At 41.7% G+C, this 20,600-nt stretch carries 15 protein-coding genes and 2 pseudogenes; 9 read left to right on the top strand and 8 right to left on the bottom strand.

Annotation, left to right across the window (positions count from 1 at the left end):
- The first annotated feature begins 251 nt into the window (after window positions 1–251).
- Window positions 252–1,820: a glutamine-hydrolyzing GMP synthase gene (gene guaA / locus B3Q46_RS02280; protein WP_005233328.1), complete on the top strand. Its 1,569-nt coding sequence runs from the start codon at window positions 252–254 to the stop codon at window positions 1,818–1,820.
- Window positions 1,821–1,889: 69 nt separating this feature from the next.
- Here the strand turns inward: guaA and B3Q46_RS02275 are convergent.
- The 3 genes and pseudogenes from B3Q46_RS02275 to B3Q46_RS02265 all read right to left on the bottom strand — a co-directional run bounded on the left by B3Q46_RS02275 (window position 1,890) and on the right by B3Q46_RS02265 (window position 4,625).
- Window positions 1,890–2,678, bottom strand: a pseudogene (locus B3Q46_RS02275) (GGDEF domain-containing protein).
- Between the two features lie 297 nt (window positions 2,679–2,975).
- The gene (locus B3Q46_RS02270) at window positions 2,976–3,113 is read right to left on the bottom strand and encodes a hypothetical protein (RefSeq protein WP_286713173.1); all 138 of its coding nucleotides are present in this window, start codon (window positions 3,111–3,113) and stop codon (window positions 2,976–2,978) included.
- 159 nt (window positions 3,114–3,272) lie between these two features.
- Window positions 3,273–4,625 carry a GGDEF domain-containing protein gene (locus tag B3Q46_RS02265; protein ID WP_286713171.1) on the bottom strand — a complete coding sequence of 451 codons (1,353 nt, stop codon included), beginning with the start codon at window positions 4,623–4,625 and terminating at the stop codon, window positions 3,273–3,275.
- A gap of 496 nt (window positions 4,626–5,121) precedes the next feature.
- Here B3Q46_RS02265 and B3Q46_RS02260 point away from each other — a divergent pair, with 496 nt between their 5' ends.
- From B3Q46_RS02260 to B3Q46_RS02250, 3 genes are all read left to right on the top strand, one after another.
- Complete coding sequence (locus B3Q46_RS02260; RefSeq protein WP_286713169.1) at window positions 5,122–6,069, top strand: pirin family protein; 948 nt, start codon at window positions 5,122–5,124, stop codon at window positions 6,067–6,069.
- A gap of 32 nt (window positions 6,070–6,101) precedes the next feature.
- The gene (locus B3Q46_RS02255) at window positions 6,102–6,500 is read left to right on the top strand and encodes an OsmC family protein (protein ID WP_175966389.1); all 399 of its coding nucleotides are present in this window, start codon (window positions 6,102–6,104) and stop codon (window positions 6,498–6,500) included.
- 119 nt (window positions 6,501–6,619) lie between these two features.
- Entirely contained in the window at window positions 6,620–7,270 is a 651-nt protein-coding gene (locus B3Q46_RS02250) for a glutathione S-transferase (protein WP_004780664.1), read from the top strand.
- Window positions 7,271–7,322: 52 nt separating this feature from the next.
- On the opposite strand, the gene phoR is transcribed toward B3Q46_RS02250, so the two are convergent.
- The 3 genes from phoR to B3Q46_RS02235 form a co-directional block, all read right to left on the bottom strand.
- Window positions 7,323–8,681 carry a phosphate regulon sensor histidine kinase PhoR gene (gene phoR, locus B3Q46_RS02245; RefSeq protein ID WP_004780666.1) on the bottom strand — a complete coding sequence of 453 codons (1,359 nt, stop codon included), beginning with the start codon at window positions 8,679–8,681 and terminating at the stop codon, window positions 7,323–7,325.
- A gap of 24 nt (window positions 8,682–8,705) precedes the next feature.
- Window positions 8,706–9,416 (bottom strand): phosphate regulon transcriptional regulator PhoB, encoded by a 711-nt coding sequence (gene phoB, locus B3Q46_RS02240; protein ID WP_004780667.1) that lies wholly within the window; start codon window positions 9,414–9,416, stop codon window positions 8,706–8,708.
- 221 nt (window positions 9,417–9,637) lie between these two features.
- A complete protein-coding gene (locus tag B3Q46_RS02235; protein WP_034171440.1) occupies window positions 9,638–10,330 on the bottom strand; it encodes a TetR/AcrR family transcriptional regulator in 693 nt (230 codons plus the stop codon).
- A 219-nt stretch (window positions 10,331–10,549) separates the two neighbouring features.
- On the opposite strand from B3Q46_RS02235, the gene B3Q46_RS02230 reads away from it, so the two are divergent.
- A complete protein-coding gene (locus B3Q46_RS02230; RefSeq protein ID WP_004780604.1) occupies window positions 10,550–11,398 on the top strand; it encodes an SDR family NAD(P)-dependent oxidoreductase in 849 nt (282 codons plus the stop codon).
- A 185-nt stretch (window positions 11,399–11,583) separates the two neighbouring features.
- Window positions 11,584–12,525: pseudogene (locus tag B3Q46_RS02225) on the top strand (TauD/TfdA dioxygenase family protein).
- A 348-nt stretch (window positions 12,526–12,873) separates the two neighbouring features.
- On the opposite strand, the gene B3Q46_RS02220 reads toward B3Q46_RS02225, so the two are convergent.
- The gene (locus tag B3Q46_RS02220) at window positions 12,874–14,238 is read right to left on the bottom strand and encodes an MATE family efflux transporter (protein ID WP_286713161.1); all 1,365 of its coding nucleotides are present in this window, start codon (window positions 14,236–14,238) and stop codon (window positions 12,874–12,876) included.
- 103 nt (window positions 14,239–14,341) lie between these two features.
- On the bottom strand, window positions 14,342–15,496 hold the full coding sequence (locus B3Q46_RS02215) for a methionine aminotransferase (protein ID WP_286713159.1): 1,155 nt from the start codon (window positions 15,494–15,496) through the stop codon (window positions 14,342–14,344).
- A 273-nt stretch (window positions 15,497–15,769) separates the two neighbouring features.
- Between B3Q46_RS02215 and B3Q46_RS02210 the strand changes: the two genes are divergently transcribed.
- The 3 genes from B3Q46_RS02210 to B3Q46_RS02200 are packed head-to-tail and all read left to right on the top strand — an operon-like array spanning window position 15,770 to window position 20,578.
- A complete protein-coding gene (locus B3Q46_RS02210) occupies window positions 15,770–18,628 on the top strand; it encodes a type VI secretion system Vgr family protein (protein ID WP_286713157.1) in 2,859 nt (952 codons plus the stop codon).
- On the top strand, window positions 18,628–20,196 hold the full coding sequence (locus B3Q46_RS02205; protein ID WP_286713155.1) for a pesticin C-terminus-like muramidase: 1,569 nt from the start codon (window positions 18,628–18,630) through the stop codon (window positions 20,194–20,196). The genes B3Q46_RS02210 and B3Q46_RS02205 overlap by 1 nt, the downstream gene beginning before the upstream one ends.
- Entirely contained in the window at window positions 20,180–20,578 is a 399-nt protein-coding gene (locus B3Q46_RS02200) for a lysozyme inhibitor LprI family protein (protein WP_286713153.1), read from the top strand. Before B3Q46_RS02205 ends, B3Q46_RS02200 begins: the two co-directional genes overlap by 17 nt.
- Window positions 20,579–20,600 lie beyond the last annotated feature (22 nt).

The raw sequence follows: 20,600 nt of genomic DNA, 5'->3' as shown, positions 1-20,600 counted from the left end.
ATAGTGCGTAAGTCCTATAAACTTTCAATAGCAACTTAACTGGCCGGTCTTAAAATATTGAAATCCAAATAGCGTAAATATATTGAATTCTGGGGAGAGAAGGGAAAGCTCTCCTGCTGAATCGAAAGCTTAATTCTATTTAAAAAAATAAACTGCTTAATTATTATGCGGATGGGAATAGTGTGCTTAAGCCTAATAAAAATGCTAGAATACGGCGCTTATCTTTCGTTTGCCTTTCATAGTTGTTTGTCATGACTACCAATACTCAAATTACTGAAGATCGTATCCTGATTCTGGATTTCGGTTCTCAATATAGTCAGCTCATCGCACGTCGTGTCCGTGAAGCTGGTGTATATTCTGAAATGTATGCCTATGACATGTCTGAAGAAGACATTCGCGCATTTAATCCAAACGGTATCATCTTGTCTGGTGGACCTGAAAGTGTTCACTTGGAAGGCAGCCCGCGTGCGCCGCAAGTGGTATTTGAGTTAGGTGTACCTGTACTGGGTATCTGTTATGGCTTGCAAACCATGTGTGAACAGCTTGGTGGTAAAGTTGAGCCAGGTACTGTACATGAGTTCGGTTATGCAGAAGTGGATATCGTGGTACGTGACCAGCTGATTGGTCAGCTGCAAGACCGTGAAAACCAGCTGCATGTCTGGATGAGTCATGGTGACAAGGTTGCACGTATTCCAGAAGGCTTCCAGGTGACTGCAAGCACACCAAGCTGTCCGATTGCCATGGTGTCTGATGAAACTCGCCGTTTCTATGGGATCCAGTTCCACCCTGAAGTGACACATACTTCGAAAGGTGCAGAATTACTGTCTAACTTCGTACACCAGATTTGTGGTTGTCGTGGTCTGTGGACACCAGAACATATTATTGACCTGCGTGTAGAACAGCTTCGTGAACAGATTGGCAATGAAAAAGTATTGTTAGGTCTTTCAGGTGGCGTGGATTCATCAGTTGTAGCTGCGCTTTTGCACAAAGCAATTGGCGATCAGTTGACTTGCGTATTTGTAGACAACGGTCTGCTTCGTTTGAACGAAGGCGATCAAGTGATGCAGATGTTTGCAGACAACATGGGGATCCGCGTGATCCGCGCTGATGCTGAAGACCGTTTCCTTTCTGCTTTGGCTGGCGAAGTTGATCCAGAGAAAAAACGTAAAATCATCGGTCGCGAATTTATCGAAGTCTTTGCTGAAGAAGCGCGTAAGCTCGATGGCGTAACCTTCCTTGCACAAGGTACGATTTATCCAGACGTGATTGAATCTGCTGCTAGCAAACAAGGTAAGGCACATGTCATCAAGTCGCATCACAACGTAGGTGGCTTGCCTGAAGATTTGGCATTTGACCTGGTTGAACCATTGCGTGACCTATTTAAAGATGAAGTACGTAAATTGGGTACAACTCTAGGCTTGCCACACAGCATGATCTATCGTCATCCGTTCCCAGGTCCAGGCCTTGGTGTTCGTATTCTGGGTGAAGTGAAAAAAGAATATGCTGATATTCTTCGCCTTGCTGATGACATCTTCATGCAAGAACTTCGCGCAAGCGGCTGGTACGACAAAACTGCTCAAGCTTTTGCCGTATTCCAACCAGTGAAATCTGTGGGTGTGGTCGGTGATGGCCGTCGTTATGCATGGGTAATTGCACTTCGTGCAGTTGAAACCATCGACTTTATGACAGCGCGTTTTGCACATCTTCCATATGACCTGGTAGACCGTATTTCTACACGTATCATGAACGAAATTGCTGAAGTTTCTCGTGTGGTATATGACGTTTCATCTAAGCCACCAGCAACAATTGAATGGGAGTAATTTTCTAACGAAAATTACCTATAAAAAAGAGCGCTTAGGCGCTCTTTTTTATTATTTTTCAAATGACATTTAAGCCGGTTTAACCTGCCAGTTTTGAAGTTCTCCAAGCAAACCTTGGTCAAGTTCAGGATCATAACACTCGACTCGGTTCCGACCATTGGCTTTAGCCTGATACAGGGCAATATCAGCCTGTTTAATCAGCGCCATTAAATCCGTTTCACTACTTTCCAGAATGGCTGCACCAATTGAAACGGTGAAATCGAGACGATGCCCATGTTCCAGATTGACCATAATATTCTCGATTTTGTGTCTTAAACGCTCGGCAATTTTGAGTGCATCATCTAGTGAAGTTTCAGTAAGGCATGCGATAAATTCTTCACCCCCATAGCGTGCCAGCACATCATGGCGTCGCATTTCATTCTATGTGGTTTGAGCTATCATCTGCAATACCTGATCTCCAACATCATGTCCATAACGGTCATTGATCTGCTTGAAATGATCGACATCAAAGACCAGCAAACTGATTGGAGCAGGCTGTTTAAGATTGTTTTGGATCAGCTGTTGTACCAGATATTCAAAACAGCGTCTATTATTCAGGCCTGTCAGCGAGTCAGTATGGGCGAGATTTTCAAAAGTCTGATGATGATATTCAGTCAGGGTATGTTGCAGGAATACCAAACGGGATTTTAGTGTAGAGCTCCAACTGATATATAAACTGAAGGTCAATACCGGCATATAGATCAGGGAAAACAAGAACATCTGATACAGATTAGCTTGGGTATTGAAATACACACCAATATAAATCACCAATGTAATCAGACCGGAATTAATCAGACTAGGCCAGAAGCGGATCTGCATACATAAATTGGCCAGGACAATAAAGACCAGTGAAGCATATTGATAAATGAGTGTATGCGGACTTTCAGACTGATTCAGATTAAAAAACCAGATTGCACTTGCCCCGATAATCGAGGTCGGCAACAGCAGGTCAAATACAGGCAAATTCCGGTAAAAATGATACATCCAGATGGTAATCAGTAGAATTACCAAGGTATAGCCTAGCTTGGTCAGAATGAGCAAATTCATAATGTCATTCAGTACCGGAATATCGGCAAGGGTGTAGGAGGCATATGCCACCTGTGCAAATAGGTTTACCTACAACAAATATTTTAGAGTGAGCGGTTTCTGATGGCTAAAGTAGGCAGGTTTTAAAGACTCTGGAATACGAACAAGAGGATCGTGAAGGGCATCCTGAAGCAGGAGGCGAGCTTCTTCTTCATATTTATCTGGCATATCTCCTTCCCACATTAAATCCAAAGAAATGAATAAGATGAATACTTATATTTGTATGAAAAATATTCTATTCTTTTAGAAATTATTTGAAAAGCATCACAAACAGATTTAGGTCTAATTCTTAAATTCTTGTCTAACAATCTTGGTTTTGCTCTCAACTTACAAAGCAGACCAAGATTGTTTCGCTTTATGATGAGCGCCAGACTGCTCCTGTTTATTCAGTGGTTTAAATACATTCCAAGGATTTGGAGAGAGCGGTTTAGTCGGTTGCAGCATATTAGGATGATAGACCCGAATCCGATTTCGTCCTGCTTTTTTGGCTTCGTAAAGCGCAATATCCGCATGCTTAATCAGGTCTTCAAGTTCCTGTTGTGGAGATTCAAGTTCAGCAATACCAATGGAGATCGTGAACTGGATTTTCTGGTCAGAATTGATGTGCATCACCTGCTTTTGAATCGAGCAGCGAATCCGTTCTGCAATCATCAGGCAGTCCTGTAGCTGGGTATCTTCCAGTAAGGCAATAAATTCTTCTCCACCAAAACGTGCCAGTACATCGCTAGAGCGCATTTCTTTACGGGTAATTTCAGCAATCAGTTGAAGCACCCGGTCACCCACATCATGGCCATAATTGTCATTGATTCTCTTGAAATAATCGACATCAAACATCAATAGGCAGGTGCTGGCAGGCTTTGGCCATTGATGGATTGAACGTTCCGCCATATCTACAAAATGACGACGGTTAAATAACTGCGTCAGATCATCAGTATGGGCAAGATTCTTTAAGGTTTGATAGTTCCATTCATCCAGCAAAGTGCGTAGAAAAGAGCGCCGTATGATGATGATATTATTCCAGTTGATATAAATACTAAACGCCCAGAGAGGTGTGAAAACAACGGTGAAAATAAAGGCCTGCGATAGACTCATGAGATGAGTCACTCCAATCATGATAAACAAGGCGATAAAAATGGAACAATACAAGGCACCCTTAAACTCAGTCTGTACACAGAGGTTGGTAATTAAAATAAAGATCGCAGAAGCATAGATATAAGTCGACACATGCGGGCTGCTCGACAGCAGGAGCAGGCCAATCCAGGTCGCTGCAGCCACAGTCGTGCCCACAGGCAAAATCATGTCCAGAACCCGGATATTCTTTTGATGCTTAAACAGGTAATAGCAGCAAAACATGACAGCAATGACCAGTGATACCCGGATCAGGCCAGACAGGAAAAACATGTCAGGAATAATAAAAATATCGGCAAAGAAATACAGCAAAAAGGCGATCTGCGCCATGTAATTAATCTGGCGAAGATTTTGATGACGATGCAAATAAAGATAATTATAAAAGTACTGCTGGAATTGCGCAGGAATAGGTGCAGCGCGATGTACAAGCGCATCTTCAATTAACTGGCGATTTTGCAGATCACATTCGGCCAACTTTAATGATCTATCCGTGGTCGAGTTTTGAAAAGACATATTCGCCGTTGAATATATATTTTCATTCGAGGATGACATATCCTGATCCAATCTTATTTTTATTGGGCCTTATTATGAACCAAATGAATAAAAAACAATCTCCCTAGAATCAGGGGGTAGCACGATTTTTAAAAAGAAAACGTAACAAAATTTTTGTTTTTGTGAACATAAAGCTAGACGGATCACATTTTTATAGATTGCTGATTTTAAAAGTTTATATAAATAAAAATGAGCGTTTCACGTGAAACATGAGCAGGATGAATAAGTTGATTTAAACGAGATAATGCTGGTTACTTGAATGATTATATAATTCATAACCAAGATCTTGATTACAGTCTTTGGAAGACTGAAGCTTTTAAGTATCTGAACTGTTCTGATGAGTAGCACATTTTATACGTATCGAAATATTTCCAAAGATAGATTTTGCGGGTAGACGCGGTACATTGTTCTATGAGGTAGACATCTTGTGATGATCAGGGAAAGATGTCTTGATACAGCATACAGCCAGAATGAACTTGCCGAGGTCAGCTCAACCATGTCGAATAATAATGATATTGAACTGTCAAATTCAGATGATTGTGAAAAGTATATCAATCAGTTCATACAGGAAGTTCCTTTACGGCGTGCGGAAATTGGGCAGGGAACCGTCATTAAACGCGCCTTGCCGAGTCGGCATAAACGCATGATTGGCGCCTGGTGTTTTCTGGATCATGCCGGTCCCACTCAATTTCCTCAGGGAGATGGTCTGGATATCGGACCGCATCCGCATATTGGCCTGCAAACTTTTACCTGGATGATTGAAGGCACCATGATGCATAGTGACAGTCTGGGTAACCGGCAATTGATCCGGCCGAAACAGGTTAATCTGATGACTTCAGGCTATGGCATTTCGCATACAGAGGTTTCACCGGAAACTGAAACCAAAATGCATGCAGTACAGCTCTGGATCGCCCTTCCTGATGACAAGATCAATATGGCTCCGGCGTTCGATCATTATCCGGAATTACCTGTGATCGAAGAACAGGGCATTCAATGTACGGTCCTGGTCGGGGAATTTCTGGATACACTATCACCAGTTAAGGTTCATACCGAACTTTTGGGGGTGGATCTATTCGCTGCTGAAAGTACCCGTGCCCGTCTGAGTTTAGATCCAAGATTTGAATATGGTTTTATGGCCCTTGAGGGGCTGGCAAGTATTAATGGGCATGAACTGACTGAAGATAATATGGTGATTCTTGAACCCGGATTACAGCATGTGGATGTCGAAATTCATGCCGGTGGACGAGTCCTGCTGATTGGTGGAGAGCCGTTTGAAAGCCCTATTTTATTGTGGTGGAATCTGGTGGGTCGTGATGTGGAAGAACTTAAGCTGGCCCGTGAACAGTGGATGATGGGACACCCGCGTTTTGGCACCATTCCAAGCTATGATGGCCCACGTATGGAAGCACCTGCATTTCCGGAACATATGCGAGCTTCCAAATAACTTTTACATAATTATAAGAACAAAGGATCAGTATGGCCCGAATCGCAATTGCCAAAATACAGAGCTTAACCATACCGTGGCAGGGAGAAATCAGTCATGGCCAGCATCATTACCTGACTGATAAACCTGAATCCTTCGGCGGGCAGGATGCAGGTCCTGCACCTTATGATCTGCTTTTGGGCAGTCTGATCTCTTGCACCATGGTTACGTTGCGCATGTATGCCAAACATAAGGACATTGAACTGGGCGACTTTCAGGTTGAAGCAGAATTTTTTGCCCATAAAGAAGGGCAGGAATGGATTGAACGACGCTTAAGTTTCGATATTACTCATGATTCGGCTTTGCAGCAGAAAATTCTGGAGATTTGTGCCAAAACCCCGGTGACCAAAACCCTGTTACGCAGTCTGGAGATTCGCACTAGCCTGATTTAAGCTAAAGAGGGTACGCTATATCCGGTAGGGAAAATGTAAGTAGACTAATAAACTATTTAATCAGATCTGGACTTTTTGCTATGCTCACGCAGTAATAACAATAAAATCATGAGTGCAATATGCGTGTTTTACATCATCTCGAACAATCAAGATCATTTCGAATCATGTGGGCCTTGGAAGAGCTGGAACTTGATTATGAGATCAAGTATTACAAACGCCTGCCAAACTATTCTGCTCCGCCTTCTTTGAAACAGGTTCATCCTCTGGGTAAAGCCCCGATTCTGGAAGATCAGAATCTGGTACTGGCTGAGTCTGCCGCCATTCTGGAGTATCTCCAAGAAACCTATGATTCGACCCATCAGTTTCAGCCGATCAGTGCCGAGAACAAGGCGCAATACCGTTACTGGATGCATTATGCAGAAGGGTCTTTGATGCCTTTGCTGGTCATGCAACTGGTGATGACCAAAGTTCCTGAGCAAGTGCCATTTTTAGTTCGTCCGGTTGCTAAAACAATTTGTGAAGGAGTGAAAAAGCAGTTTGTACAAAGCCGTCTAAAAGACCATATCCAGTTTCTGGAAGATCATTTAAGCCAGCATGAATATTTTGCCGGTCGTTTCAGTTTTGCGGATATTCAGATGAGCTTCCCACTCGAAGCCATGCAAAGCCGTACTGGTAAAAGTTATCCGGCGATTCAAGCCTATCTGGAACGGATCTCGCATCGAGCAGCTTATTTCCGGGCCTTATCCAAAGAGCAGGCATTAAAGTCTTAAAACCTTCGCTAAAAAAGAAAAGGTGCGACTTGCACCTTTTTTTATTTTTGAATCAGTCCGGGAAACTGAGACGTTCTTTAGGAAAAATCACCTTAAAGGTGGATCCCTGATTTTCACGGGAATCAATTTCGAGCTGGGCCTGATGTTGCATCAGTACATGCTTCACAATTGCCAGACCCAGGCCTGTGCCACCAGTACGGCGGCTACGGTCAGAATCTACCCGGTAGAAACGTTCGGTCAAACGTGGCAAGTGTTTAGGATCAATCCCAATCCCGGTATCTTCTACGACAAAATAAGCCGATTCACCATCATCATGCCAGCCCATAGTGACAGTTCCACCTTTAGGCGTGTACTTGATGGCATTGGTAATCAGGTTACTGAAGGCACTGGCAATTTCCATATCTGAGCCGATCAGGTCACAGTGACTGTCAATATCCAGATTTAGGGTATGGCCATAATCCACGTTATAGGCTTGCGCATCATCAAACAGCTGGTTCATCAGATTCGGCATGTCAATAATCTGGTTCTTGGCAATATTCTTGTCATTTTCCAGACGGGATAGCAGTAACAGGTCATTCACCAGTGCATTCATGCGACGGGTCTGGGACTGCATCTGGTCAAAGGCGCGTTTCCAGCGCGGGCTAATATCTTCCTGATCGGTAAAGGTTTCGATATAGCCGCTGAGCACAGTTAAAGGTGTACGCAGTTCGTGCGAAATATTATCGACGAAGTCCTTACGCATCTGTTCCAGATTATGCATCCGGGTCACATCATAAGCGACCAGTAAGCGGCTTTCACCGCCAAAACGGGTCATTTTGATTTGCACATAATGATCTTCGAATATCGAAGACTTCATTTTAAGGCCATCAGGTGCATCATCAATATGATGATAGTAATCAATGAAATTTGGCTGACGTAACAAACTCAGGATATTACGGCCGCGATCTTCCTGACCAATCCCTAGTAAACGTCCTGCCGCCGGATTCCACCATTCAATCTGCTGGTTTTCATCAATCAGCACTACAGCTTCTTGTAAGGCAACCAGAGAGGACTGTGCACGGTCAATCAGCTCAACCATTTCAGCCTGAACAACGCGTTCCTGACGCTGGGCCCGATAAACATTGAACAGTAAAGCGCCCCAGATTCCGTTGATATTTGGCGGTACATCATAGGGACGGTTCGAGATCCATTCATTGACCAGGTAGAGTGAACGCAACTGTGTACCAAAGAAGGCAACAAAGGCCAGAACGATACAGATCCAGAAATAACCGATGCCTAGGCCAATACAACTGGCAATTACCAGGAAGAGAAGAAGGAGACGTAAATCTTGCTTGGCAAAATCCCATAGGCTGCTGTAACGGAGTCTTTTGTGCTCGTGTGACAGTTCGGGAACAGGATAGGGCTCATACATAAAACGAGATTTACCTAAAAATAATTAACCGAGTGCAACATCGACACGGGTCGAGAAACGGTAACCGGTGCCACGCACAGTTTGTACATAGCGGTCAGCGCCATAAGGTTCGAGTACCTTGCGCAGGCGACGGATATGCACATCAATGGTCCGGTCTTCAATATAGACGTTGCCACCCCAAACCTGATCCAGCAACTGTGCACGGGTATAAGCACGTTCCGGATGGGTCATGAAAAATGCCAAGAGACGATATTCAGTGGGTCCCATGTCCAGTATAGTATTGCCAAAATTCACACGCTTACTGACTGGATCTAATACCAATCCATTAGCATCAATGGATTTTTCACCACTGAGGGCATTGGAGCGACGTAAAACAGCTTTAATACGTGAAACCAGCTCACGGGTCGAAAACGGCTTGGTCATATAGTCATCGGCACCGGCGTCCAGTCCCTGAACTTTATGATCTTCTTCACCACGCGCAGTCAGCATGATGACAGGAATTTCGGACAGGTTTTCATCACGTTTCAAACGACGACATAGATCGACACCACTGACGCCACCCGGCATCATCCAGTCCAGCAAAATCAATGCTGGACGCTGGTCCACAATCATTTGATGAGCCTGCTTGGCATCTTCTGCCTGTAAACATTGAAAGCCTGCCATATCCAGAGAAGTGTGGATCATTTCACGAATCGGCAGTTCATCATCAACAATTAGAATGTAGTCATCTTTCACAGCGCAATACCCTATTTCATGCAAACGGTGGACCGTTTTATATTTATGACAGGCTTATTACAAAGATTAATTATGACAGTATCATTGCAGAATAGGTAGTTCTGGGACTTTTTGCAAAGATTTGTCACAATTTAAGCTGTTATTTTATAAGAGGGTGTTAATTCAAAGGCTTGTAGATCACTTACAAGTAAATCTATCTGGAACTTATCTTGATTTAAAAATTATTTAACCGGATCCGCTGGTTTTTCTGTACCTAAAGTGTCTAATAAAGCAAAGAACACCAGACTACAGGAAGACAGAATTTCTTCCAGTGACTGTTTAAAGCCGCTCATGACCCAGCGAATCGCAATCTGGGTGACATAACCATTAAGTCCGGTCGAGACCAGGGAAATCTCTCGTTCAGAACGATTAAGGTTCGGCATCATCAGCATGACAAAGGCCTGAATCATACGGTCGAAACGGCCCATGGTTTCATGAATCGTGGCCTGATTATGCAGTTCCTGAACCAGCATCGCATCGATATAAATAATTCGTGCCATACCCGGATTGTCACGTAAGGTCGTTAGCAAGGCAGTCAGACCGGCTTCGATCATTTTCTTTGGATCAGAAGAGGCTTGCATCATGGCTTGCATGACATTTTGCTGTAACTGGTCAATCAGCTTGAGGAAAATAGTCTGGAACAGATGTTCGCTTTTCTTAAAGGATTCATAAAAATAACGTTCAGTCAGTTTGGCTTCGTTACAGATATCCTTCACTGTGACTGAAAAGAAACCATGACGGCCATAAGCCTCGATTCCGGCCTCAATCAGCTTTTCACGACGCGCCTGCTGACGTTCAGCCATGGAAAGTCCTTTAAACTGGCGTTCTTTACTTTTACTTGCTAGTTTTTGCCCTGAATTTACTGCATCCGTCATAAAGACCATAGACTCATGTGCTTGAGATTTTAAGTATCTTATCAATAAATCCGGCTTTGACCTATGCTGAAATTCAAACCTGAAAATTGGCCCGTAGAGACATGCTGGAATTATTGACAATAAGGATTGTCAAAACTATATTGAAACGGTGTGCTGTATCCCTATGCGACAGAAAAACAGGCTGTCATGGAAGGGCAGTGTTTTAATCAAGGAAATTCAATGAAAAATTTTAATAATAAAGTCGCGGCCATTACTGGTGCAGGTTCAGGTATCGGTCAACAACTTGCGGTGCTTTTAGCAAAGCAGGGCTGTCATTTAGCACTCAGTGATGTGAATGAACAGGGCCTGGCTAAAACCGTTGAGCTGCTGAAAGGTACTGATGTTCGTGTCACAACCAAAAAGGTCAATGTGGCTAATCTGGAAGAAATGCACGCTTGGGCCGCTGAGGTCGAGAAAGATCATGGCAGCGTGAATATGATCTTTAACAATGCTGGTGTAGCTCTTAGTTCTACCGTAGAAGGTGCTAGCTATGAAGAGCTGGAATGGATCGTCGGGATTAACTTCTGGGGTGTAGTTTATGGCACCAAAGAGTTTCTGCCTTTAATCAAGAAAACCGGTGATGGTCATGTCATCAATATTTCCAGCCTGTTTGGTTTAACTGCCCAGCCAACCCAGTCTGCTTATAATGCCACTAAATTCGCTGTGCGTGGTTTTACCGAATCCTTGCGTCAGGAACTGGATATGGAAAACTGCGGCGTAAGCGCACTCTGTGTACACCCAGGCGGAATCCGCACCAATATCGCCATTGCAGCGAAAATGAATGACAGCATTCGTAGTCTGGGAATGCATCCGGAAAAATCTGCACAGAATTTCAATAAGCTGCTGCGTTGCCCACCGGAAGAAGCAGCCCGTCAAATTTTGGACGCGGTACAAAAAGACAAACGCCGTCTGCTGATTGGAAATGATGCCAAAACGATTGATTTAATTCAGCGCCTCATGCCAACTGGCTATCAGAAAGTCACGGCTTTAGCTACCCGCCTCGGCAAGCAGAAGAAAAAGTCAGCTTAAAACACTCTGATCACAGCCCGCGTAAGCGGGTTTTTTTATGCCGGAAAACTTAAGCAGCTAAAGTATTTTATAAATCAAAAATGGTGCATAAGAATGTCAATAAATTGACAGCGTTAGATAAGCCGATTCGGCATGATGATTTTACAGACCGAAGGTCGACATAATTATAGATAAAGGAAATTATCATGGCTTATGAATATAAACACATCCAGGTTCAACCAATTGGTGGCCGTATTGGTGCTGAAATCCAGGGCGTAAAACTGTCAGCGGATTTGGCTGATGAAGTGGTAAATGAAATCAACCAGGCATTATTACAGCACAAAGCGATCTTCTTTAAAGATCAGCAACATCTGGATGATGTCGCCCAAGAAGCCTTTGCAGCACGTTTAGGCACGCCGTTGAATCACCCGACTGTACCGGTAAAAGATGGCTCTGCACATATTCTGGAAATTGATTCACGCGGTGCACGTGCAGACAGCTGGCATACGGACATCAGCTTTATTGATGCCTATCCAAAAGCTTCTATCCTGCGTAGCGTGGTTGCACCTGCAGTAGGAGGCGATACCGTATGGGCAAATACAACCGCTGCCTACAATGATTTACCTGAAGAATTAAAAACACTGGCAGATAGCTTGCGTGCGATTCACAGCAACAACTTTGACTATGCTGCAAAAGTCAGTGTTCCAAAAGAAGCTTTGGAAAAATATAAAAATTATTTCAATTCAACTGAATATGAAACTGAACATCCATTGGTACGCGTTCATCCTGAAACAGGTGAAAAAACCTTGTTATTGGGCCATTTCTTTAAGAGCTTCGTCGGTTATAGCTAAAGTGAATCACGCCGTTTATTTGACCTGTTCCAAAGTTATGTAGAGAAGCTGGAAAATATTGTTAGCTGGCGTTGGAGTGCAGGTGATGTGGCGATCTGAGATAACCGTGCAACGCAACACCGTGCGATTAATGATTATGGTGACCAGCACCGTGTAGTACGCCGTGTAACTTTAGAGGGTAGTGTGCCAGTAGATGTGGATGGCCGTCCAAGCCGTGAACTGCGTAAAGACGTCAAGCAGGACATCAGCAACTTCCGCTATAACAGCGAAGACGGTATTTATGAAAAAGTTTCATAAGTAATTCTTATTCAATTGGAAACTTTGCATATAAATAGCTAAAGAATCAAGAATAAATGATTCGCCAGTCATTAATGATCCATCTAATAGACCTCTTGCGAAAGTATTATTTTTGACTATTTTAGACTTTGATATTTATTTAGAAATCAACGTTTATCACTGATTAAATTTTGACTAACGCAAGAGGTCTAGACCTTGTGTTTTTATACAATACACTGCTTATAACAAGGATCTTCATGGCTGAAAAATATAATAAAAATGAATCCATATAAAAAATATGGATTAAGCAGGAAATACGCTATTTAGAGGTGCTTTGCTAAGGTTTATCCAGTAGTCCAAGCTGGAAGATTAAACCAGTGCCTCGATGGTTTTTTTCTTCCAGATAAACTGGTAATACAGGCCTTGCATGATACAAAGACAGACAAAGGCCAAGGCATAACCATACCAAATCCCTTGTAAACCCCACCAGCGGCTGAACATATAGGCAGCTGGTACTTCAATGCCAATAATGGCAATGATATTGATCAACATCGGGACTGTCACTGTGCCACTAGCCCGCATGATCGAAGCAAAAATTGCGCTAGCACCAAAGAACAGAATCGACCATAGGACAATGAAGAGAAGTTGCTGACCTAGGACCACAACCTGCGGGTCAGTGATAAACAAAGCCATGAGATATTTAGAAAACAGATAAGCTAGAATTACCAGACTACCTGTGAACAAGATATTCATACTTAAGGCAGTTCGAGTCACTTTATTGAGCAAATCATTTTTACCAGCACCAATGGCCTGTGCCCCAAAGACTGAAGCTGCAATGGCAATAGAAAGAGCAGGGAACTGAATATAATTCAGTACCTGATTCACGGCACCATAGGCCGCCGTCGCTTCTGCACCATAACGGTTGACCAGACTCACAATGACCAGACCAGCGACTGAAGTTGTGACCATTTGAACCCCGGTTGGAATACCTAAGCGCAGGATAATCTTGCTGAGCTGGGGCTGATGACGAATATCTTTGATCAATGCCCAGTCTGGTCTTAGAGGGTGACGTTTATAATTTAAATAGAGAATAAGAAATAACAGTACAGCCAAGTTACCCAGAATGGTTGCAATTGCTGGAGAGATGATCCCCATCTTGGGAAAACCAAAATAACCCGCGATCAGGACCGGTGTCACTACCAAGCCCACACCAATCGTTAGGGCAGAGGCAAACAGTGGCGTAGTACTGTCTCCAACCCCGCGTAAAATTGAAGTATAAATAATATAAATAAAAATCAGAGGACTACCAGCCAGCATCCATTGCACATAAGGTAAAGACAGGTGCATCACATCCGGATCTGTACCTAATAATTGCAGGATATTTTCAGCAAAAAATACACCCAATAGGGCAATCAGGCTGCCACCAATCAGCGTCATAAACAGGGTAGAGCCAACTACACAGCGCACTTTTTCAAGATTTCTGGCACCCCAAGCTTGTCCTACCAGAACCGTAGAACCTGCAGAGAGACCAATCACAAAGGCCATCAGACAGAACAGAATCGGGAAAAATACTGCAACTGCAGCAATCGCTTGCACGCCCAACATTTGCCCCACAAAAACAGTATTAATCGTACCGGACAGGCTTTGCAGGATGTTGGTAACCACCAGCGGTAACAGGAAAATAAAAAATGTTTTCCATAAATTCTGCTGGTGAACCAATGCTTGCTGTGCCATATGACATCCTGTTCTTGATTTTTCATATATTTATCAGGACTAAATTATCCTTGATCAGCATCAAGAACGCTTTAGCTTTTCAGTAACCAATAAGTCTATTTTTTTAAAATTTGGAAAGAATATGTGCTGCTTCTATCAAGGTTTCATCTTTTTTGGCAAAGCAGAAGCGCAATAAGTGTAAATCTTTAGGCGGCTCCTGATAAAACGCTGATACCGGAATCGCCACAACACCGTGTTGTTCCGCCAGATAGTGACACATCGACAGTGCATCCAGATCAGGACGAATTTCACTGTAATCCAGATTCTGGAAATAGGTGCCTTGAGACGGCGTCCAGTGAAAACGGGAATCTGTCAGTGCATGATTAAACAGATCCCGTTTGGCCTGATAAAAACAGGACAGCTCATGGATATGTTCAGAATGTAGTTGCATATATTCGGTCAGAGCCACCTGAATTGGGGTCACGCCACAGAAGCTGACAAACTGGTAAATCTGTCTGAACATCTGCATTAAGGCTGGTGGTGCAACACAGAAACCGGTTTTCCAGCCGGTCACATGAAAGGTTTTACCAAAAGAACCAATCACAAAACTGCGTTCACGGAGTTCCGGAAATGATGCTGCAGAATGATGACGAACTTCATCAAATACCAGATGTTCATAAACTTCATCAGACAGAACTACAATATTGCGATCACGAATCAGTTCAATCAGCTGCTGCCAGTCTTGCTCTGTCCATACCGTTCCGGTGGGATTATGCGGTGTATTCACTACAATCATGCGGGTACGGTCATTGATTGCATCTTTGACCTTATTCCAGTCCACAGAAAAACCAGGATATTCTAGAGCGATATGTACCGGTTTGGCACCGACCAGCTTCACGCTTGGCGCATAGCTGTCATAACTGGGATCAAAAATAATGACTTCTTCACCTGCTCGTACCGTTGCCTGAATTGCACAGAAGATTGCAATCGTTGCGCCAGGAGTAATGGTGATTTCATCTACCGGATCTAGAATGAGCCGGTCACGATGCTGATAAAGATCAGCGACCAGACCACGTAATACTGGCAAGCCATCACCCGGTGCATATTGGTTAAAACCATTTTCAGCTGCCCGACTGAGGGCTTCAATCAATTGCGGTGGAGCAGGAAAATCTGGAAAACCTTGTGACAGGTTAATTGCCCCGAGTTTTTGTGCCAAGGCCGACATAGTACTAAAAATAGTAACGCCCAGATTGGGAAGTTTAGAATGTAACTCAAGCATGTCCTTGGCCTCTGGCTTATCCTGTAATCGAGGATGATATAGGAGATATAAAGTATTCGGCTTTCAGTGTAGCAGTAAGTGAATCAGCAAATAATCAGAAAAATCGAAAAGGTTGAAACAGAGTACATCTTCTATTTCATAAGCATAAAGAATATAAGGTCAGGGTAAGGCTATTCGTGGTTAATTCATGTGAAATAAATACCAAGATGGATTGTTCTAAGCTTATTCCCTAAAATCAGTGCGATAAAAATAACCTCAAATAATAATTATAAAATGCTACAGAGTATTTATACGGTGCTTGAAGGCTTGGGTCTAAGCTCACAGAAGCGTGCACTTCATCTCCGATTTTCCAATGAAATTTTAAATTTTCAGGTCCTGATTCAGCGTATTGAAGGCAGGCACTGGATCAATGAGGGGCTTCATGCTGAATTACTTTGTCTATCCACCCATCCCTATATTGCCTTAAAACAGTTTATTGGCTGTCAGGTTGCTGTTGATCAGGTCACTGATCAAGGTGAGCTTTTTCGGACTACAGGTATCATTACCGCAGCTAAACAGGGGCATAGCGATGGTGCTTTAAGTGTCTATCAGCTGACTCTCGAAGATGCGACTTCACTTTGGCATAAACGCCGTAATAGTCGTGTGTTTTTGAATAAAAGTGTCAAAGAGATCAGTGAAATTCTGTTTACTGAATGGCAAAAGCGAAGTGGTTTATTTGCGAGAAGTTTAAGTTTGGATCTTTCCGGACTAAACCGTGAATATGATGTACGGCCATTGGTCATACAGTCCAATGAAAGTGATTATGATTTTCTGACCCGCTTATGGCGTAGTGAGGGTATTAACTGGCTGATTGATGAAAAGGAATTAATTATTCCAATCTCAGATCAAACCATTCAGGCACAAGTCCTGCGTCTTGTTAATGGGCAGCAATATTTTCAAGCCTTAAAACGCCGTTCCATCCGCTTCCATCGCAGTCATGCAACTGAGCAATTCGATACTATCACCAGCCTAATTGCTGAGCGACAACTTGTACCAAATAGTGTTGCATTGCAACGCTGGCAAGCTACAGATCTGGAGCAGGAGCAAAACCAGCAGTTAGTGAATATTCAGCAAAGTAGTGTTCAAGATCATACCAGTTTAAGTCTGGAAGATGTCTGGAACATCAGTTCAGCTTGGACCAGTGACCTAAAGAGAGAAGATCAGGCTACATCATCCAGTCCAGCTCAACTGGATCAACTCAGTCAGCAACTTAGTCACTATCATGCCATGCAGTCCAAATATTTTAAGGCCAGCAGTAGTGTTCGTGATGCCCAAGTCGGTTACTGGTTTGAACTGCATGACCATCCCGAAATTGATCAACATCCGCACAATGAGCGTGAATTTTTAATTTTGGGCAAACACTTCTATAACCAAAATAATTTACCGAAAGATCTTTTGCTACAGCTGGATCAGCTCATGCAGTCCAGTCACTGGAAAGTTCTGGATGATGAGAGACAAGGTAATGAGCTGTATTTAATTCGTCGAGATATTCCTGTAATACCTAAATATCATCCACTACAACATCGGCCTATGGCCTATCCACAACGGGCGAAAGTAGTAGGGCCTGAAGGTGAGACTATTTATGTCGATGAATGGGGCCGTGTGAAGGTCCGTTTTTTGTTTACCCGTAGTGAAGATCATCAGCATGATGGTGGTGCTGGCGCCAATGATAATGACACTGATTCGGCCTGGGTAGACGTGCTAACGCCATGGGCAGGCGAAGGTTATGGCGCCCGATTCCATCCGCGTATCGGGGAAATTGTAGTGATTGATTTCTTCGAAGGAGATATTGATCGTCCCTTTATTGTTGGACGTATTCATGAAGCTGAACGTTATCAAACTATGTTTGATAAGAAGGGGCAGTTGCCATTCACTAAAAAACTAAGTGGTATCCGTTCTCAGGAAGTAGATAGTGAGGGTTTTAACCAGCTTCGCTTTGATGATACAACTGGACAGATTAGTGCACAGCTACAAAGTAGTCATGGGGCCAGCCAGTTGAATCTGGGAAATTTAAGTCATCCAAAAGAAGATGAGGCTAGCGATGGGCGTGGTGAGGGCTTTGAGTTAAGAACAGATCAATGGGGAGCACTTAGAGCGGGAGCTGGCTTGCTTCTTTCTACCTATAAACAAGAAAATGCCAATGCTAATCACTTAAATACCAGTCCTGCGAAAAGCCAGCTTGAATCAAATTTGAATCATAGTAAGGCTTTAAGTGAGATTGCCAAAAATCAGCAAACAGACCCCTTAGAAGGGTTAGATCATCTAAAAAAATTTCTGGATCAGATTGAACAGCAAGATCAAAGCAAGGCTGAAACTTTCAAACAAGCTTTAATGCTGCTGTGTGCACCGAATTCAATTGCACTCTCAACTAATGAAGATCTGTATCTTTCAGCTGATCAGCAGATTAACCACAGTGCTGCGGATAATATTAATTTTTCCACACGGAAATCTTTGATTGCTCACGCTCAGGACAAGATCAGCTTATTTGCAGCTCAACAAGGATTAAAAGTCGTTGCGGCAAAGGGAAAAGTCGAACTCCAGGCACAAGATGACGCAATAGAAACAATTGCTCGTCATAAAGTAAAAATTATTTCAACTGAAGATCGAATTGAAATTATAAGCCCTAAAGAAATTGTGCTTACTGCCGGTGGATCTCAGTTAAAGATTAATGGACAAGGTGTATTTGGAGTAACAGGTGGGAAGTTTGAGTGTAAAGCGGGGCAGCATATATTTAAAGAAGGTCAAAATATTATTGAACAAAAAATAAGTCTACCAAAAATGGAAACTTTGTTTAGTAATCGAATTAATTATCAATGGAATACTGCCTGTGAAAGAGAAAAAGAAATTTTCATTGTTGATAAGAAGGAGGGAACATTAATTAAAAGCAAAAAATCCCTGCTAAATGAAGTAAATCAAATAAGTAGTCTACGGTTCTATACCTCTCAAAAAACAGATTTTATAGCTTTTGGGTTTAATTCTTGTCAAACATATCTACGTCAAGAACTAAATAAAGAGGATATCGATGAATTATTGGAGGACCTAGAAGATGAGGAAATTGAGGATGAGGTATACACTAAAGAGGATACTGAGTAATGAGTCAGTTAGTCACTATTACATCCAAACTTTATGATGCATCAGGGAAGTATGTCATCAATTTAAAGGTAAAATCACGCTATAAAGGTTCATCTAGAGAGAACATCAATAAGATAGATCAAGACGGTCTATTTATCTTTCATGCTTCACCGAATCGAACTGTAGAAATTCTAGCCCAACCACCTAATACCAAAGATTATATTGTTGTTAAAACTATTAATTCTTCAATAGTTTCTTCTAGAAAAGACCCTGTAAAAGTACCTTTACCTAAAAGTATAGAGCAATATCAACAGAAAAAAGTTACCACTACTTCAAAAGGGATAGTGACAACTTTATTTAAAATTATAGATAGTAAAGAGAAAATCCTGATAAATTTCCCAGTAACCTCTCGTCCTAAAGGAAGTCAAAAGTCATTTGAGCGTAATTCAAATGAACAAGGCATTGTAGAAGTCCTATCTTCACCTAATCGAGATATTGAAATTTTGGTTTTAACTTCGAATGATGAATTTACTTTAAAAAGTTCTGTTAACTCTGGGAATGGATCCCAAATACCAATAATAATTAAACTAGATGAACCTTATGAAAATTTTAAAAGTCTCTCAAATTTCAAAATAGTAGACAGGTTAGGAAATGACTACAATATTGAAAATACTAAAATTGAAATCTTGTATTTAGAAAGTGGAATAAAGAAAGTTTCAAATACTTCTAATGGAAAATTTTCACTTCAAAGTATGGTTGGAGAAAAAGTAAAGATTACAGTATTTAAACCAGATGGAAAGCCTTTAGAAGCCAATAATTATTACTCTAAAAGAATGAAAGAAGATTCTAATAAATTGGAATTAGATGTGGATATAACTGAGGGAAGTACAAGGCCTAATGAACCGATCATAAACAAGAATATTAAGAAAATTTGTCCTCCAGAATGTGTTGTAGAAACTTATACTTTTGAAACTTCTTTAGGAGAAATGATTATTTCAAAAGAAGCCCTTGATGCAATTTTAAAATGGGAAAAATATGAATCTAAGCCTTATGTACCTAGTAAAGGGCAAGATGGTAAAAGTGGTGTAACTTTAGGATATGGCTATGATTTAGGTCACCAAAGTGGAGAACAAATTAAAAAAGATTTAGCTTCCTATTATACTTCAAGTCAGATTCAAAGATTACTCAAAGCTCAAGGAAAAAAGGGAGTAGCAGCACAAAAATTAGTAGATAGTCTTTCTGATATTACCATCACTAAAGATAAAGCTTATCAAATGGTAATGATAGTAAAAAAAAGGTATGCGGAAGATACATTAAAAGTTTATCCAGATATTTTGAAATATCATCCTCATTGCCAAGGAGCTATTTTATCTCTTGTGTATAACAGGTATATAGGCTTAAAAGGAGATCGTCGTAAAGAAATGAAAGAAATCCAAGATGATCTTAAAAGTAAGGGAAAAAAGGTTCCTTCGTTGTTAAGAAGTATGAAACGATTATGGACTACAAAAGCTAATAGAGGGTTGCAAGCTAGACGGGAAGAAGAAGCAAAAATTTTTGAAAAAGGATTAAAATGTGAATGTTATAAGTAAGCTATTTATTCTGAATCTTTTATTTATTTCTTTAAATTCTTATGCAGTAACTCCTGAAGACTTCTTATATCCAGATGCCTTAGAGGTAGAGTGTAAAGATGGAAGTCCTGTACAAGAAGACTTAATGTATTGTGTTTCAAGAAGTTATTTAGATTCAGATAAGAAATTAAATATAGAATATAAAAAAAGAATGAAATTATTAAAAGGAACTAAAAAAGAGAAATTATTAGGAAGTCAGAGATTGTGGTTAAAGAATAGAAAATATAAATGTACCTCTGAATATTCAGCTGCAGAAGGAGGACGTGAAGCACCGATTTATTTAATAGATTGTTATGCTCAGGAAAACTACATAAGAGTAAAATTTTTAGAAAGTTATAAATAGTTTTGTCTTGTCCTGAAATAGA

The sequence above is a fragment of the Acinetobacter sp. UBA2581 genome, assembly GCF_002339435.1.
Taxonomy (GTDB): domain Bacteria; phylum Pseudomonadota; class Gammaproteobacteria; order Pseudomonadales; family Moraxellaceae; genus Acinetobacter; species Acinetobacter variabilis.
The sequence above is the reverse complement of the archived record's forward strand: the minus strand, read 5'-3'. Positions and strand labels throughout refer to the sequence as shown.

Excerpts from the sequence above, each read along its gene's own strand:
- guaA (WP_005233328.1), top strand. The coding sequence starts at position 252 with ATGACTACCAATACTCAAATTACTGAAGATCGTATCCTGATTCTGGAT.
- B3Q46_RS02270 (WP_286713173.1), bottom strand. The coding sequence starts at position 3,113 with ATGCCAGATAAATATGAAGAAGAAGCTCGCCTCCTGCTTCAGGATGCC.
- B3Q46_RS02265 (WP_286713171.1), bottom strand. The coding sequence starts at position 4,625 with ATGTCATCCTCGAATGAAAATATATATTCAACGGCGAATATGTCTTTT.
- B3Q46_RS02260 (WP_286713169.1), top strand. The coding sequence starts at position 5,122 with ATGTCGAATAATAATGATATTGAACTGTCAAATTCAGATGATTGTGAA.
- B3Q46_RS02255 (WP_175966389.1), top strand. The coding sequence starts at position 6,102 with ATGGCCCGAATCGCAATTGCCAAAATACAGAGCTTAACCATACCGTGG.
- B3Q46_RS02250 (WP_004780664.1), top strand. The coding sequence starts at position 6,620 with ATGCGTGTTTTACATCATCTCGAACAATCAAGATCATTTCGAATCATG.
- phoR (WP_004780666.1), bottom strand. The coding sequence starts at position 8,681 with ATGTATGAGCCCTATCCTGTTCCCGAACTGTCACACGAGCACAAAAGA.
- B3Q46_RS02235 (WP_034171440.1), bottom strand. The coding sequence starts at position 10,330 with ATGACGGATGCAGTAAATTCAGGGCAAAAACTAGCAAGTAAAAGTAAA.
- B3Q46_RS02230 (WP_004780604.1), top strand. The coding sequence starts at position 10,550 with ATGAAAAATTTTAATAATAAAGTCGCGGCCATTACTGGTGCAGGTTCA.
- B3Q46_RS02220 (WP_286713161.1), bottom strand. The coding sequence starts at position 14,238 with ATGGCACAGCAAGCATTGGTTCACCAGCAGAATTTATGGAAAACATTT.
- B3Q46_RS02215 (WP_286713159.1), bottom strand. The coding sequence starts at position 15,496 with ATGCTTGAGTTACATTCTAAACTTCCCAATCTGGGCGTTACTATTTTT.
- B3Q46_RS02210 (WP_286713157.1), top strand. The coding sequence starts at position 15,770 with ATGCTACAGAGTATTTATACGGTGCTTGAAGGCTTGGGTCTAAGCTCA.
- B3Q46_RS02205 (WP_286713155.1), top strand. The coding sequence starts at position 18,628 with ATGAGTCAGTTAGTCACTATTACATCCAAACTTTATGATGCATCAGGG.